Raw genomic sequence first — 16,326 nt, forward strand, 5'->3', positions numbered from 1 at the left:
TCAGCGTTCCAGTTCGAGCGTCAGAAGATGGTAGGAGACGGGCAGGCCGGCGTCGGTGCGCAGCGTCTCGAAGCGCCGGGCGGCGCGGGCCACGTCGGCGCGCGAGAGCCGCTTCCCGCCGCGGGCTACCTGGGCGCCCACCCCCTTGATGGAAGCCATCACCGCGGCGAGGTCGGGATAATGGAAGCGCTCGAGGCGCGCCGTGATCTCGACCCGGCGGAAGCCGGCTGCGTGGGCGGCATGGCGGTGGCGGGCCGCGTCGCGAAAGTCGAGCAGTGCGGCCGGGCGCGACCAGGCCCGGCCGACCTCGTCCAGCGTGCCCGGCGCCAGGGTGTTGATCAGCACGCGGCCGCCGGGTCTCGACACGCGGCGGATCTCGGCGAGCACCGTGTCCAGGTCCGGGCACCACTGGATGGCCAGGTTGGAGACCACGAGATCGAGGCTCGTACTGGGTAGCGGCAGATCGGCGGCGTCGCCGCATAGCCAGCGGATCGCGCCGGGATACCGGCGACGCGCTTCGGCGAGCATGCCCGGCGCCAGGTCCAGGCCGCTGACCGTGCAGGCGGCGCCGTAATGCGTTGCCAGCGCAGCGGTCAGGTCGCCGGGGCCGCAGCCCAGATCCAGCACATCGCCAGCGTGATCGGGCAGTCGCTCGAGCAGTCGCTTGCCCATGGCGTGCTGGGCGGTGGCGCGACGGGCGTAATGCGGCGCGGCACGGGAAAAGGCACGCGCGACCCGGTCGCGCCAGTCGCGCGCCCGGGCATCGGTGCCCGCCTCGAGGCCGTGGCATGGCAGCGCGGTCATGGCATCGTCTCCAGGGAGGTCTCGGCGAGTGACCGTGCCGGCGCCACGGCGATGGCGGCCAGTGCACGGGTGAGTCGCATCGGTTGGCTGATCGGCGGGCAGTGGCCGGCCCCGGGCAGGCGGTAGTCGGCCCGTTCGCGGACCGCCGGGGCCAGCAGCGGGTCGTCCTCGCCGGCCAGCCGATGCACCGGGCAGGGCGGCGTAGCCAGGCGCCGGGTATTGTCGATCTCCGCGAGATGCGTGAGCCCCGCGGTCAGGGTGGCGGCATCGGCGTTGATCTCGTCGCCGAGCAGGGTGCGCAGCCGTCGATGGGCGGCCCGGGGCGACGGCTCGCCGCCGAGCTGCCAGTGCATGAAGTGGGCGTGGGTCGCCACTGGATCGCGTCGGAAAGCCTGGCGAAAGCGGGTCAGAGCGGTCGGGCTGACGCCCTCGGGATGCGGGAAGCGTGCTCCCATGCCGAGCAGCACCAGGGCGCGAGGCGCGGGAAGATAGTCGAGCAGGGCGCCGGCCAGCAGGCCGCCCAGCGACCAGCCGACCCAGACGGCGTCACCTGGCAGATCCTCGGCCATGGCGTCGGCCAGCGCCTCCAGTGAGGCGGGATAGGCCAGTGGTGAGCGGTCGGCGTAGCCGGGCCAGTCCGGCGTCTCGACTTCTAGCTCAGAGGGCCAAAAGGGCGCGAGAGGGCACCAGATTCGGGCATCGCAGCCCCAGCCGGAGAGCAGCACCAGCGTGTTCGTCGCCGAATCGCTCATCTGTCCTCCTCCCGCTGGCAGGCCGCGAGCCCTTCGAGCAGAGCGTCCAGGGCGTCGTCGTCGTGGGCGGCGGAGAGGGTGATGCGCAGCCGCGCCTCACCCTGGGGGACCGTGGGCGCGCGGATGGCGCCGACACGTAATCCCGCGCGGGCCAGGCGCTGGGCCCAGCGCATGACGCGGGCGTTGTCACCCAGCACGAGGGGTTGAATGGGCGTCCGAGAGTCGGCCAGCGGCAGGCCGAGTCTTGCGGCTTCGCGACGGAAAGCGACGATGCGTTCATGCAGCCGGGCGCGGCGCTCGGGTTCGCGCGCGAGCACATCCAGGGCGGCCAGGGTGGCCGCCGCCACGCCGGGGGGCTGGGCGGTGGTGTAGACGTAGGGGCGGGCGAATTGGATCAGGTGATCAATCAGCGCCTCGTCGCCGGCCACGAAGGCCCCGGCACTGCCCAGTGCCTTGCCGAGCGTGCCGACCAGCACTGGCACCTCACGACGATCATGGGCGCGCCCCACGCAGCCGTCGCCGACCTCGCCGAGCACGCCGAGGCCGTGGGCGTCGTCGATCATCAGCCAGGCCCCGTGGCGACGGGCGGTCGCGGCGAGCTCTCCCACCTCGGCCACGTCGCCGTCCATGCTGAACACGCCGTCGCTGACCACCAGCGTCGGGGACTCGCCCGGCGTGCGGGCCAGCAGGCGTTCGAGGTCGTCGAGGTCGCGGTGATGGAAGCGCCGCGAGGGCGCGCCGGCGAGCCTTGCACCATCGATCAGCGAGGCGTGGTTCAGACGATCCTGGAACACGCGCGTATGGCGGTCGCACAACGCCTGCAGGACGCCGAGATTGGCCATGTAGCCGGTGGAGAACAGCAGGGCGCGGGGGCGCCCGGTCAGCTCGGCCAAGCGTCGCTCGAGGCGCTCGTGTATCTCCAAATGGCCGGAGACCAGGTGCGATGCCTTGGCGCCGGCTCCCAGGCGTCTCGCGGCCTCGGCCTGGGCTTCTGCCAGGCGCGGGTCGTCGGCCAGGCCCAGATAATCGTTGCCGGCGAAGTCGGTGAAGGGCGCGACATCGCTCAGGGTGGGGCGTTGCCGCCAGCCGCCGTCGGCACGGCGCTGCTCCGCGGCCTCGGCCAGCCGCGTCGACCAGAGGCCCATACGCGATGCCATGACTCAGCCCCGGGCGGCGTCGTAGAAAAGGGCGTCGTCGCGCTGGCGCTGAATGGCATGGGCCAGCGCGGTTTCAGTCTGTTCGTCGTCGCGGCGCGTCTCCGGGGCGATGGGTTCGGGGTGCAGGCCGAGCTTGTCGAACAGCGCCCGGTCGCGCTCCACCTGGGGGTTGCCGGTGGTCAGCAGGGTGTCGCCGTAGAAGATCGAGTTGGCGCCGGCCAGGAAGGCCAGGGCCTGGGTGGATTCGTCCATCTGCTCGCGGCCGGCGGACAGGCGCACGTGGCTTTTGGGCATCAGGATGCGGGCCACGGCGATGGCGCGGATGAACTCCAGCGGGTCCATGTCCTCGACGTTTTCCATCGGGGTGCCCGGCACCTTGACCAGCATGTTGATCGGCACCGACTCGGGGTGCGGGTCCAGGCGTACCAGCTGCTGGAGCAGGGCGGCGCGGTCGCGGGGCGCCTCGCCCATGCCCAGGATGCCGCCGGAACAGACCTTCATGCCAGCCTCGCGCACGTTGGCCAGGGTATCCAGGCGGTCGGCGTAGGTGCGGGTGGTAATGATCTCGCCATAGTACTCCGGCGAGGTGTCCAGATTGTGGTTGTAGTAGTCCAGACCTGCTTTGGCTAGCCGGCTCGCTTGATGCGTGTCGACCATGCCCAGGGTCATGCAGGTCTCCAGCCCCAGCGCCTTGACCCGTCCGACCATCTCCAGCACGACGTCCAGGTCACGTTCCCGGGGGCTGCGCCAGGCGGCGCCCATGCAGAAGCGGCTGGCGCCGGCTTCCTTGGCGGCCTTGGCCTGCTCCACCACCTTCTCGATCTCGAGCAACTTTTCCTTGCCGAGACCGGTGTTGTAGTGCCCGGATTGCGGGCAATACTTGCAATCCTCGGGGCAGGCGCCGGTCTTGATCGACAGCAGGGTCGAGACTTGCACGGCGTTGGGATCGAAATGCGCCCGATGCACCTGCTGAGCACGAAACAGCAGGTCGTTGAAGGGCAGCGCGAACAGCGCTTCGATCTCCTCCAGCGACCAGTCGTGGCGTATCGCCGGTCGAGAGGCTGACGACGAATCGGTCCAGGCAGGGGCGCGGGACGCAGCAGACATGATGTTCTCGCTCTTGGTTAACTTGTGAGATTTTAAAAGTTGACCAAGAGGGTACGAGGCTATGCCAATATGTCAACTAATCATGTGCATTAAAGTTAACTGTGTACCGGGCTGCAGTACTCGAGGCGCTGTCCGCGAGGAACGTCGGCTGACTTTCGGCCGCCCCGGGCTCGGGGCGGCCCTCGCGATGATGTAAGATGCGCAAGGACGCCACCTCGACCGCCGGGAGCCAGCATGTTCAGCGTCATACACGCCAATCACCTCGAGGACCTGGGAACGCTCGCGCTGGATGTGATTCGGCGCCATCGTCAACCGCCGCTGGTGCCGGAAACCTTTCTCGTGCAATCCAACGGCATGGCGCAGTGGCTGCGTCTGACCCTGGCCGAGGCCGACGGCATCGCCGCCTCGGTGGACTTTCCGCTACCTTCCAGTTTCGTGTGGCGCGCCTATCGCGCGGTGCTGGGGGACGACATCCCCGAGCAGTCCCCGTTCGACAAGACGCCCCTGGCCTGGCGGTTGATGGCGTTGCTGGAACGTTGCCTCGATCCCGAGACGTCTCCCGACGACCCGACGTGCTATGCGCCGTTGCGTGACTATCTCCAGGGCGAGGCGCTCGAGGCGAGCCCCCTGCCCGGCGCCGCGGAGGAGGCACGCGAACGGCGTCGCTGGCATCTGGCGGTGCGCCTCGCCGACCTCTTCGATCAATACCTGATCTACCGCCCCGAATGGATCGAGGCCTGGGAACGCGGCGAACACGCGCCCGTGGATCTGCCCGACGACCAACGCTGGCAGCCGGCGCTGTGGCGCGCGCTGATCGAGGACGCCCCAGTGCAGGCGCGCGAGCACCACCGCGCGCGTCTGCATCGGCGCTTTCTGGAGGCCGCCCGGAGGCTGCGCGAGCGGCCTCGCGACGTGCCGCCGCGCATCTTCGTGTTCGGGATCTCGGCGCTGCCCGCGCAGACGCTGGAGGCACTGCATGCGCTTTCCGGCGTGGTCGACGTGTTCCTGATGATCGCCAACCCTTGTCGTCATTACTGGGGCGATATCGTCTCCGACCGCGATGCCATCAAGCGCGCCGGCCGCTTATCGGCCCGAGCACGCCACGAGCAGGAAGCGCGTCACCCCGAGGCGCCGTGGCTGGCCGAGCTCGACGAGGAAGCCCTGCATCTGCATGCCAACCCGTTGCTGGCGGGGTGGGGTACCCAAGGCCGCGATTTCATCGTGGGTCTTTACGAATTCGAGAGCGCGCGCGGCTTCGACCTGGAAACCGACGTCTTTCGTGACATGGCCCCTGCGCAGTCGCCGACGCTGCTGCAGCAGTTGCAGCAGGACGTGCTCGAGCTGGCGCATCCTGGCGAGCGGGCCCGACAGGAAGGGGAGCCGAGAACCATCGCCGCGGACGACGACTCCTTGGCCCTGGTCAGCGCTCACTCACCGCTGCGCGAGGTGGAGATCCTGCACGACCGCTTGTTGGCGGCTTTCGAAGACGCCGAGGCGGCGGGCGAACCGTTGCGACCTCGCGACATCGTGGTCATGGTGCCGGAGATCGACCGCTACGCGCCCTGCATCGAGGCGGTCTTCGGCCAGTTGCCAGCGTCGCATCCCCGGCACATCCCCTTCACCATCGCCGACCAGGTAGCCAGCGAGGCGGACCCGCTCATGGTGCTGGCCTTGCTGTTGCTCGACTTGCCGGAGCGCCGTCTGACGGTCAGCGAGGTGCTCGATGCCCTTGAAGTGCCCGCCTTTCGTGCGCGCTTCGCCATCGATGAGGCCGAGCTCGAACGGTTGCGCCAATGGCTGGCCGGCAGCGGCGTGCGCTGGGGGCTGAGTGCCGAGCACCGTCGGTCACTCGGGTTTCCGGCGCTGGGCGAGAACAGCTGGCGCTTCGGACTGTCGCGCATGCTGCTCGGTTACGCCGTGGGTGAACCGCCATCGGCCGCCTCTCGGGGCGAAAGTGATGACTCACTGGGGCGCTCGCCGAGCTGGGATTTCCAGGGCATCGTGCCGTATGCCGAGGTGGGCGGCCTGGAGGCTGATCTGGCGGGGCGCATGGCGGCGCTGCTCGACACCCTGGAAACGCAGTGCGTGGCCTTGAGCGAACGGTTGTCCCCCGAGGCATGGCTGGGACGTCTGCAGGCCCTGTTCGCCGCCTGCCTGCGTCCTACCACGGCGCAGGAGCATGATGTCGTGGCGCGCCTCGATGCGGCCCTGGGGCGCTGGTCGCAGCAATGTCGACAGGCCGGTTTCGACGCGCCAGTGGGGCTCGGCGTGGTGCGTGATGCACTGCGTGCCGAACTGGACGAGGGCGGCCTGGCGCAGCGCTTCCTGGCCGGCAAGGTGAATTTCGCCACCTTGATGCCGATGCGCGCGATTCCCTTTCGTCATGTCTATCTGCTGGGCATGAACGACGGCGATTACCCCCGCGTGCGCCAGCCCCAGGACTTCGACCTGATGGCGACGCGGCCGCGTCCCGGCGATCGTTCTCGGCGTGACGACGATCGTTACTTGATGCTCGAGGCCATGCTCTCGGCGCGCGAACGCCTGACGCTTTCCTGGGTAGGGCGCGACGTGCGCGACAATACCCCGCGTCCCCCGTCGGTGCTGATCGGCGAGTTGCTCGATACCCTCGAACAAGGTTGGGACGCGCCGGCGATTGATGCCGCCGACCGTGCCACGCGCCTGGCGCAACGCCTGATCGAGACGCACCCGTTGCAGCCGTTCTCGCGACGCTACTTCGAACGCGACGACCCGCGCTTCACCTATGAGTCGAGCTGGGAGGCGCTGTATATGCCATCCGAGCGCGATGACGCCGCACCTCTCAATGCCGCCACGGCGGTCGAGTTGCCCAGTGAACCGCTTGGGTTGGCTGATCTACAACGCGTGCTGCGTCGCCCCTGGACAGTTTATCTCGGGCGCCTGGGCGTGCATTTTGCCGAGGCCCATGTGCCCGATGAGGACAACGAGCCGTTCGTTCCGGACGGCCTGGAAGATCACGATCTCAAGCGCGAGCTGCTCGACGGTGCGCGCGAGGGCGTGCCGCTCACCGCCGTCGCCGAGCGGTTGCGCATGGCCGGGCGCTTGCCGACGGCCGGTTTCGGCGAGGCCTTGATCGAACCGCGGCTGGCGCGCCTGTCGCGACAGGTGGAAAGCTGGCGCCGCGAGGTGGCCGAATGCGTTGCGTCGCCGCCGCCGCTGGTGCGTCATGGCGATGGTCATGACAAGGCACTGACGCTCGAAGCGCGTCTCGACGGACTTTTCGCCGCGCCCGCAGAGGCCACGGCGCCCTGGCGGCTGGTGACGCTGGAGCCGGGGCACTACGGGCATCTCAAGGTCGAGGGCGAAGGCCCTTATCGCCACGTCGGCAAGTTGCATCGGTTGTATGCCGGTTATCTGCGCTGGCTGCTGGCCAATGCCACGTTGGAGGCAGCGTGTGCCTGGACGGCGATCTTCGAGGATCGCTGTCTGCTCCTCCCGGGACTGGACAAGGCCAGCGCCGCAGGCGAGCTCGACGGCCTGCTGGCGGCCTGGGCGCGTGCCTATCGGGCGCCATGGCCGGCCATCGATGAGATCGCCAAGGAGGTCTGGAAACGTGTGCCGCGTGCCGATTGGGCGCCGTTGGCGGCAGGTGATATGCCCGATGCTGGCCTGCGTGAGGCGCTCATCGCGCGTTATGAAACCGATGCCTTCGCCGGGCCGTCGGCGTTGCGTGCCAGTGACGGCGCCCTGGGCCAGCTGTGGCCCGATTTCGCCACCTTCGAGGCAGCGGGCGGCATCGCCGCCTCGCTCACCCAGTATGCGCCGCTCATGGACATGCTGGCGCGGATCACCCAACGGGTACACGGAGGTCGTTCATGACGTTGCCTGGTCATGCCACCGCACCGGCCGTCGAGCCCTTGGTGCTCGAGACTCTGCCACTGACCGGTCATCACCTGATCGAGGCCAGTGCGGGCACCGGCAAGACCTTCACCCTGGCGGCACTCTATGTGCGTCTGGTGCTCGGTCCGTTGCCCGGGCGCGAAGAACACGATTTTCCGCGCCCGCTGTTGCCGCCGGAAATTCTCGTGGTGACCTTTACCGAAGCCGCTACCGCCGAGTTGCGCGGGCGCATTCGTGCGCGTCTCAAGGATGCCCGCGACTGGTTGCTGGCGCCGCCAGAGACGCGTGACGACAAGGTCCTCGCGGCGCTGCTGGAGCCCTTGGTCGAGGCCGGTGACGATGCCTTGGCCGGTGCCGCCAAGCGCCTGGATCAGGCCGCGCGACTGATGGACGAGGCCGCGATCTTTACCATTCATGGTTTCTGCCAGCGCATGCTGACGCGCCACGCCTTCGATGCCGGCGCACGTTTCGGCGCCGAGTTGCTGCAGGATGGCTCGGCCTTGTTGACGCGCGTCGTGGAGGATTACTGGCGCTGCCATTTCTATCCACTCGCTGCGCACTGGCAGCGCGAAATCCGTCGTCGCTGGGAGGGACCTGAGGCGTTGAGCCGTGCCTTGGCGCCGCTACTCAAGGACGGTCGGGCTCAGCCGCTGTGGTGGGACGGCGAGTATATTCAGGCGCCCGCGTCGTTGAATGCGCTGTTAGAGAGTGCCGAGCGCTCGCTGGCCGCCCGCAGTGAACTGGAAGCCCGGCTGCGCCAGATGTGGGATCGTGACGCCATCGCGACCTGTTTGCAGGGGGCCTTCGAGCGCGGCGCTCTCAATAAGCGCAGTTACAAGCCGGACGAACTCGACACGCGGCTGGCGGCATTCGAGCAGTGGTTGACGACACTCGAGGCGAATGGCGATGACGATACGACCGACAGCCAGGGCCGTTTCTGGTTGAGTCAGGCCAAGCTCGAGGGGGCCACCAAGAAGGGCCACGACACGCCCACGCATGCGTTTTTCGCGCTGCTCGACGAGCTGGCCGAGGCCGCCACGCCCTTCGATCAGTTGGCGCCGCGCGTACTGGCCCACGCCCGCGATACAGTGGCGGCGATGTTCGCCGCCGAGAAGCGTCGCCAGGGGGCATGGGAATTCGGCGACCTGCTCTGCGACCTGGACGCCGCGCTCGACCCCGACGCGGCCCCCGAAGCGGCCTTGCGTCTCGCGGGGCGCATTCGCCGGGCATTGCCGGTAGCGCTGATCGACGAGTTTCAGGACACCGACCCGCTGCAATATCGTATCTTCTCGCGCATCTACCGTGCGTCCGAGGTGGAGGTCACGACCACCTTGCTGATGATCGGCGATCCCAAGCAAGCGATCTACGCCTTTCGCGGCGCTGACATCGACACTTATCTGGCGGCGCGGCGCGAAACGCCGAGTCGCTTCACGCTGGCGCGCAATTTTCGCTCCAGCCAGGCCATGGTCAAGGCGGTCAATACGCTGTTCGCGCGCCATCCCGAACCCTTCGGCAGCGACGAGATCCCCTTCGTCGAGGTCGAGGCCCAAGGCAAGTCGACGCGTCTGGTGGATGCCGATGGCCACGACATGGCGGCGCTCGGCGCCTGGTGGCCGGATGCGGAACGCCATACCAAGGCGGAGTACCAGACGTGCATGGCAAGCGCCGCGCGTGCCGAGACGCAGCGCCTGCTCGAGGGCGGTGGCTGTTTCGTGGATGACAGTGGCGCGCGGCGTCCGGTACGCCCCGCGGACATCGCGATCCTGGTACGCAAGGGCACCGAAGCGCTGGCGGTGCGTCGTGCGCTGGCCGAGGGCGGCATCCGCAGCGTCTATCTCAGTGAGCGGACCAGCGTCTTCGATACCCCGTTGGCCTTCGAGCTGTTGCAGTTGTTCGAGGCGGTGGCGCAACCGCGCCAGGACGCACGCCTCAAGGCGGCGCTGGCGACGCGCCTGTTGTGCGATACGCCGGCGACGTTGGAAGCGCTACTCGCCGATGAGCTGGCATGGGAGCGCGAAGTCGAGCGGTTCGCCGATTACCATCGCCAGTGGCAGCGGCGCGGCGTGCTGCCCATGCTGCGCGCGGTGATGCGTGACTTCCGAGTCGCCGAGCGCCTGGGGCAACGCGACGATGGCGAGCGTGCGCTGACCGACCTGTTGCATCTGGGCGAGCTGGCGCAGACGGTGTCGGCGCGGCTCGACGGCGAGCATGCGCTATTGCGCTGGTGGCATCGCGCGCTGATCGAAGGGGCGGCAGAGCTCGATGCCGAGGCCGTCAGCCAACGCCTGGAAAGCGATGAGGATCTGGTCAAGGTCATCACCATCCACAAGGCCAAGGGCCTCGAGTATCCCATCGTGTTGTTGCCGTTCGTCTGCGACTATCGACCGGCGGCGCCGGATCGCAGTACCGGCCTGCTCGAATGGCGCGATCCGCAACAGGGACGGATCTGGGTGCACGGTGCCGATGACACGCAACTGGCGGCCGCCGAGCAGGCGCGGCTGGACGAAGATGTACGTCTGCTCTATGTCGCCCTCACGCGGGCCGCACATGCCTGTCGCCTGGGCGTCGCACAACTCGGTCATGGACGTGGCGCGTCGCACTGCCTGCACGACACGGCGTTGGGTCGACTGCTGGGCTGCCAGGCCGATGATGACGGGCATTCGCTGCACGAACGCTTGGCGGCGGCGCTGCACGTCGAGGGGTGCCCGACGCCGCCCACGCATCGCCTGCGGCTTGGCGACACTGCCCCGGAGATGGCCCCGGCAAGACGTTTTACGGGGGGCATCGACGACGACTGGTGGATCGCGTCGTATTCGGCGTTGATCGTCGACGCGCGTCTCGAGGCCGGCACGGGCGCACAGGCGCTACCCTGGGATGCCCCGGCGACGCTGGATGTCGAGGTCAGCCGCGAGCGCGATCCGGTGCCGCGTCCCGCCGCACGCACGCTGCGCGATTTTCCGCGCGGCCCGCGTCCGGGGACCTTCCTGCATGGCTTGCTGGAAGCGGTGGACTTCGATCGCCTGAGCGAACCGACTTATGGTGATGAAGTGCAGCATCTGGTCAGCACGCGCCTGCATCTCGGTGGCTTCGACGCCGAGTGGGCGCCAGTGTTGCGCGAGTGGTTATGCCAGGCGTTGCCGATGCCGTTCGCCGGTCACCAGGGCGCGATGATCCGCCTCGATGCACTGACCGCCTGGCGCGCCGAGCTGGAGTTCTGGTTGCCTGCCGAGGCGGCCTGGAGTACGCCGCTGGATGCGCTGGTCTGCGCCTTGGAGCCCTTGCCGACGCCGCGCCCCCGGCTGGCGCCGCGCAAGCTCAACGGCATGCTCAAGGGCTTCATCGACCTGGTGTTCGAGGCCGAGGATGGTCGCTGGTATGTTCTCGACTGGAAGTCCAATCATCTGGGCGATGCCCTCACCGACTATCGCCCCGAGGTGCTTGCCGAGGCCATGGTCGCGCATCGCTACGATCTGCAGTACGTGTTGTACGTGCTGGCATTGCACCGTCTGCTGACGGCGCGTCTCGAGGATTACGATTACGATACTCACATGGGCGGGGCCTGTTACATGTTTCTGCGCGGCGTCGATGGCACGCCTGGCCATGGTGTCTTTCAGCGGCGTCCCGAGCGGCGCTTGATCGAGGCCCTGGATGCCTGGCTGGCCGGCGACGCGGCGCCCGTGGAGGCGCTGCGTCGCGAATACGGCGTCGCCGCGCCTGAGACTGCCCCGGGAGAGAATGCATGAGCGACGCGCAATATTCCTTGACCCTGGAGGCGACGCCGTCTTCGCGCGAACGGGTGTTAGAGAGTCTGGCGTGGTGGGAGGCGCTGGGCTGGCTGCGCGCCTTGGATGCTCACTTCGTGCGCTTTCTCGCCGAGCACGACGCCCAGGCGCCGGCCGAGGTCCTGCTGGCGGCGGCGCTCGCCAGCCATCAACTGGGACGAGGCCATGTCTGCCTGGCGCTGTCGCGTGCCTTGGCGGCGCCACGCGACGTCCTCTCGCTGCCCCCCCTGGAAGAAAGCGCACCACAGGCCGAGGTGCCGCTTCCCGAGGACTTCCTGCAAGGGCTGGATAGTGCCGCCTGGGCCGCGCGGCTGGCCGAGTCGCCGCTGGTGGCGCCGCCCGGGCCGGGCACCACACCGCTGGTGCTGGCGGGTGAACGGTTGTATCTACGCCGCTACTGGTCTGCCGAGCGGTCGGTGGCGGCGCATCTCGGCGAGCGTCTGGGGCGCCCCTTGCCGGTCGAGGCGTCGCTGGCCGAGCCTCTGGCGCGGCTGTTTGCCACGAACGCTACGCACGACGACACGCCGGATTGGCAGAAGGTGGCGTGCACGCTGGCGCTACGCAATCGGCTGACGATCATCTCCGGCGGCCCCGGCACCGGCAAGACCACGACCGTGACACGGTTGTTGGCATTGCTTCAGACGCAGGCGCTGTCGTCGTCGGCCCAGGGGCTGCGTATCCAGCTGGCCGCGCCCACCGGCAAGGCGGCGGCGCGCTTGTCCGCGTCGATCGCCGGGGCGGTGAAGGATCTCGACGTCGGCGATGACGTCCAGGCGGCCTTGCCACGCGAGGCGTTGACGCTGCATCGTCTGCTGGGTGCGCGGCCGGATACGCGCCGTTTTCGCCATCACGCCGGGCATCCGCTGAGCCTCGACCTGCTGGTGGTGGACGAAGCCTCGATGGTGGATCTGGAGCTGATGGCCGCGCTGCTCGAGGCCATGCCGGCCGAGGCGCGCCTGATTCTGCTCGGCGACAAGGATCAGCTCGCGTCGGTGGAAGCCGGCTCGGTGCTTGGCGATCTCTGCGCCAATGCCCTGCACCAGGGCTATTCGCCGCCTGCCTGTGAGGTGCTCGAGCGGCTCGCAGGGATCTCGATGACACCCGATGCGGTATGCTCGCCGCTGGCCGACCACGTGGTCATGCTGCGCAAGAGCTACCGCTTCGATGCGCATAGCGGCATCGGCGCTCTGGCGGCGGCGACCAATGCCGGCGATGTCGCGGCGTTTCGGCGTGCATGGGATGCGGGGTATGCGGATATCGACTGGCTGGCGGCGTCGCGTGACCAGGCGGCCATCGAGCGTGCCGCGGTGGCCGGCTATCGCGCGCTCTACCGGCGTATCGCGGCAGGCGCTACGGCGACGGAGGTGCTGGAACGGCTAGGGGACTTTCAGGTGCTGTGCGCGCTCAAGCGGGGTCCCTGGGGCGTCGAAGGGCTCAACGCAGGTATCGCCACACGCCTGTGGCGGGAAGGCTGCATCGACGATCATCAGGGTTGGTACGCCGGGCGCCCGGTGATGGTGACGCGCAATGACCCGCAACTGGGGGTGTATAACGGTGACATCGGTATCGTCTTGCCCGCCCCCGAGGCGCAGCAGCGTCTGCGGGTGTTCTTCGCGACTTCTGATGGCGTGCGGGCGGTGTTGCCATCGCGACTCGAGGCCTGCGAGACGGTGTTCGCGATGACGGTGCATAAATCGCAGGGCTCCGAGTTCGCCCATGTGCTGTTCGTGTTGCCCGAGCACGCCACCCCAATCTTGACCCGCGAACTGGTGTATACCGGCATCACTCGTGCCAAGCGCCAGTTGACGCTGGCCGGCGGCGACACGCGGGTCATGGACAGTGCGCTGCATCGACGCGTGGTGCGTGACAGCGGCTTCGCCGACTGGGTGGCGGCATTGGAACAGGAGGAGAGATCATGAGCGCTGCAGCGCCTGACAATACCGCGATCGGTGGCAGCGACTGGGCATCGCTGAGCAGCCCCGAGCTGGCCCGGCGCGTAAACTCTGAGAGCGTGGCGTTGTTGCCGCTGGGGGCCATCGAACAGCATGGCGCGCACCTGCCGCTTTCCACCGACGTGGATATCGCCGAGGGCCTGGTCGCGGCGATGCGTGAACGTGTCGCGGTGTCGCGGGATTTGCTGATACTGCCCACGGTAACGGTGGGATCGAGCCTCGAGCATGGCGACTTTGCCGGTACCTTGAGCCTGACGCCGGAGACCGCCATCGCGCAGTTGGTGGATATCGGCGCCAGCGTGGCGCGTGCGGGGATCCGTCGCCTGGTGCTGTTCAATAGCCATGGCGGCAACAAGGCGGTGGTCGACCTGGCGGCACTCAAGTTACGCGAGCGCCATGGCCTGCTGGTGGTCAAGGCGAATTACTTTCGCTTCGCACCGCCCGACGACGCGTTGCCTGCCGAGGAATTGCGCCATGGGCTGCATGGCGGCGCGCTGGAAACCGCCATGATGATGCATCTGGCGCCGCACAAGGTACGCCAGGCCGAACTCGGCGAGGCCGTCTCGTTAGGGGCTCACCAGGAGCGTGCCGGACGCACGCTGCTTCCCGAGAGCGATGCCGGCTTCGCCTGGATGGCGCAGGATCTGCATCCCAGCGGCGTGGTGGGCAACGCCACCCTGGCCACGCCGGCCCTGGGAGAACGGCTGGTCGCGCATTTCGCCGCGCGTCTGGCGCGCGTGATCGAGGAAGCCCATTGCTTCGATCTGGCCCAACTGCGCGAACGTTTGCCGCAGTGAGCGGTGCGTCACCTCATTCGAGCGAGCCCGATGTATCGCGGCGCGGGGCACGCCTGTCGCTGGCATCGGGGCTGTCGAGCAGGTCCTCCAGCCAGTGTCCGGCGCGTTCGGCCTTGGCGCTCAGGTAGCGTCGATTGTGCTCGTTGAGCTGACCGTAGCAGGCTTCGCGTCCCACCACGTCGATGCCGCCGAGGCTCATGGCGGCGATCTTCTCGGGATTGTTGGTCAACAGCGCGATGCGTGTGACGTCGAGCTCGGACAGCATCTGCAACGCTGCTCGATACTGCCGCTCGTCCTCGCCGAACCCCAGTACCTGATCGGCATCGACGGTATCCAGCCCGGCATCCTGTAGCCCATAGGCGCGCAGCTTGTTGGCCAGCCCGATGCCGCGTCCTTCCTGGGCGAGATACAACAATATGCCGCCGCCACGTTCACTAATGGCCGCCACGCTGGTGCGCAATTGTTCGCCGCAATCGCAGCGCAGGCTAGCGAACAGATCGCCCGTCAGGCAGGCCGAATGCAGGCGCACCGGCACGGCATCCGCCCAGTCGGCGGCGTCGCCGACGAGTACTGCCAAGTGCTCGCGCAGGCCATCGCTTTCACGAAACAGCACGAAGCGGGCATGTTCGGCATCGGCGAGGGGAACGTCGGCTTCGCTGATACGTTTGAGCGAGGTCGTGTCGCCTTCGCCGTAGCGCTGTACATCGTCGAGCGTCACGGCGAGCAGGGTCCCGTCGTCGATGAGCGCAGCCAGCGCCTCGCGCCGGTTGGCATCGACCCGTGCGCTGAGCGCGGCGGGCACCAGCAGACCGCGTCGCATCAAGCCCAATGCGGCCGTCTCCGCAGAGGACGCGGGTTCGGGCGCATGGGCGTTGGGGGCCTCGGCCATGGCGGCCATTGCCCAGGCGACGACATCGCGAGCCCGGTGATGGCTGTCCAGAGGGAGACGTACTGCGTCGGCGTCAGCGGGGGCAAGCGTGCCGAGCCGGGCGAGGCGATGCGCGGTAATGACCAGGCTGGGGGGCTGGCCGGCCATATCGGCGAGCGCCGCCAGAGCGCTGTCGTCGATGCCTTCCAGGGGCTGGACAAGGACATCGTCTTGTGGGGTGCGCAGCACGATCGGCAGGCTGCGGCGCAAGTCGAAGATCGCACGTTCTACCTGTCTCATGAGCCTCTCCTTGGTTTTTGCGCGTCGTAATGCTTCGATAACGCGTCATGACACTTTCTTTGGCCCCCGGCACGGGAGACCGTATGAGCTCTGCGACACTCGAGGCGGCGCTGGCCTGGCAAGGTATTCGCCAGGCCCGTTACCAGGATTGGAGCGCCCACGCGGCGTTGACGCTGCTGGCCGGCCAGTTGCAAGTCTGGCGAGGCGGCGCCTGGCGGGCCAAGGGAACGGTCACGCCGGAAGCGGCGGCGCTGCTCGACCACCTGCTGCCGATCAGCGCCACGCCCGGGCGTTTCGTCATGGCGCAACTGGGGCAAAGCCTCGATGGACGTATCGCCACGATCAGCGGCGCCTCGCACTATGTCACCGGCGAGGCGAGCCGCGTGCATTTGCATCGCCTGCGTGCGCTGGTCGATGCCGTGGTGGTAGGGGCCGGCACGGCCTGTGCCGACGATCCGCAACTCACCGTGCGTCATGCGCCGGGAGACAACCCGGTACGCGTGATCCTGGATCCCAACGGCCGCGTGCCCGCCACCAGCGGCGTACTCCAGCGCGGCGACGCCCCGACATTGCATATCACCCGACATCCCTTGCCACGCGCTGCTCTGGGCGCCCATGTCGAATCGCTGACGCCCGCCGGGGCGGTCGACCTGACACCGTCGGCACTGCTCGAGACCCTGGCGGCGCGGGGCCTGCGTCGCGTACTTGTCGAGGGCGGCGGACAGACCGTGTCGCGCTTTCTGGCGGATGGCCAGCTCGATCGCTTGCATGTGGTGGTGGCGCCGCTGTTGATCGGTTCGGGGCGCCCGGCGATAAGCCTGGCCGAGATCGAGACGCTCGACGCCGCGCTGCGGCCGCCATGTCGCACCTTTGCGATGGGCGATGACACGCTGTTCGATCTGACGCTGCGTTCCGGTCACGCGGTGTAATG

Annotated in this window: 10 protein-coding genes; 5 read left to right on the forward strand and 5 right to left on the reverse strand. The window is 68.2% G+C overall.

The features are described from left to right. From C8E00_RS00325 to bioB, 4 genes are read right to left on the reverse strand one after another with little or no spacing between them, the layout of a single operon-like run. Entirely contained in the window at nucleotides 1–804 is an 804-nt protein-coding gene (locus C8E00_RS00325) for a methyltransferase domain-containing protein (protein ID WP_133693263.1), read from the reverse strand. Then, nucleotides 801–1,556: an alpha/beta fold hydrolase gene (locus C8E00_RS00330; protein ID WP_133693264.1), complete on the reverse strand. Its 756-nt coding sequence runs from the start codon at nucleotides 1,554–1,556 to the stop codon at nucleotides 801–803. Before C8E00_RS00330 ends, C8E00_RS00325 begins: the two co-directional genes overlap by 4 nt. After that, entirely contained in the window at nucleotides 1,553–2,713 is a 1,161-nt protein-coding gene (bioF, locus tag C8E00_RS00335; RefSeq protein ID WP_133693265.1) for an 8-amino-7-oxononanoate synthase, read from the reverse strand. Before bioF ends, C8E00_RS00330 begins: the two co-directional genes overlap by 4 nt. 3 nt (nucleotides 2,714–2,716) lie before the next feature. After that, nucleotides 2,717–3,820, reverse strand: coding sequence for a biotin synthase BioB (gene bioB / locus C8E00_RS00340; RefSeq protein ID WP_208291851.1), 1,104 nt, complete (start codon nucleotides 3,818–3,820; stop codon nucleotides 2,717–2,719). Between the two features lie 234 nt (nucleotides 3,821–4,054). On the opposite strand from bioB, the gene recC reads away from it, so the two are divergent. Genes recC through C8E00_RS00360 form a run of 4 tightly spaced genes read left to right on the forward strand, consistent with a single transcriptional unit; the run spans nucleotide 4,055 to nucleotide 14,227 of the window. After that, complete coding sequence (gene recC, locus C8E00_RS00345) at nucleotides 4,055–7,675, forward strand: exodeoxyribonuclease V subunit gamma (RefSeq protein ID WP_133693266.1); 3,621 nt, start codon at nucleotides 4,055–4,057, stop codon at nucleotides 7,673–7,675. Further along, complete coding sequence (recB, locus tag C8E00_RS00350; RefSeq protein ID WP_133693267.1) at nucleotides 7,672–11,439, forward strand: exodeoxyribonuclease V subunit beta; 3,768 nt, start codon at nucleotides 7,672–7,674, stop codon at nucleotides 11,437–11,439. Before recC ends, recB begins: the two co-directional genes overlap by 4 nt. Then, nucleotides 11,436–13,397 carry an exodeoxyribonuclease V subunit alpha gene (recD, locus tag C8E00_RS00355; protein WP_133693268.1) on the forward strand — a complete coding sequence of 654 codons (1,962 nt, stop codon included), beginning with the start codon at nucleotides 11,436–11,438 and terminating at the stop codon, nucleotides 13,395–13,397. The genes recB and recD overlap by 4 nt, the downstream gene beginning before the upstream one ends. Next, nucleotides 13,394–14,227 (forward strand): creatininase family protein, encoded by an 834-nt coding sequence (locus C8E00_RS00360; RefSeq protein WP_133693269.1) that lies wholly within the window; start codon nucleotides 13,394–13,396, stop codon nucleotides 14,225–14,227. Before recD ends, C8E00_RS00360 begins: the two co-directional genes overlap by 4 nt. A 13-nt stretch (nucleotides 14,228–14,240) precedes the next feature. Here the strand turns inward: C8E00_RS00360 and C8E00_RS00365 are convergent, their stop codons facing one another. Then, nucleotides 14,241–15,395, reverse strand: coding sequence for a GTP cyclohydrolase II (locus C8E00_RS00365; RefSeq protein ID WP_133693271.1), 1,155 nt, complete (start codon nucleotides 15,393–15,395; stop codon nucleotides 14,241–14,243). A gap of 83 nt (nucleotides 15,396–15,478) precedes the next feature. Here C8E00_RS00365 and C8E00_RS00370 point away from each other — a divergent pair, with 83 nt between their 5' ends. Beyond that, the gene (locus C8E00_RS00370; protein WP_133693273.1) at nucleotides 15,479–16,324 is read left to right on the forward strand and encodes a RibD family protein; all 846 of its coding nucleotides are present in this window, start codon (nucleotides 15,479–15,481) and stop codon (nucleotides 16,322–16,324) included. The last annotated feature ends 2 nt before the right edge of the window (nucleotides 16,325–16,326 follow it).

It is taken from the genome of Chromohalobacter marismortui, from assembly GCF_004364315.1.
GTDB classification, from domain to species: domain Bacteria; phylum Pseudomonadota; class Gammaproteobacteria; order Pseudomonadales; family Halomonadaceae; genus Chromohalobacter; species Chromohalobacter marismortui.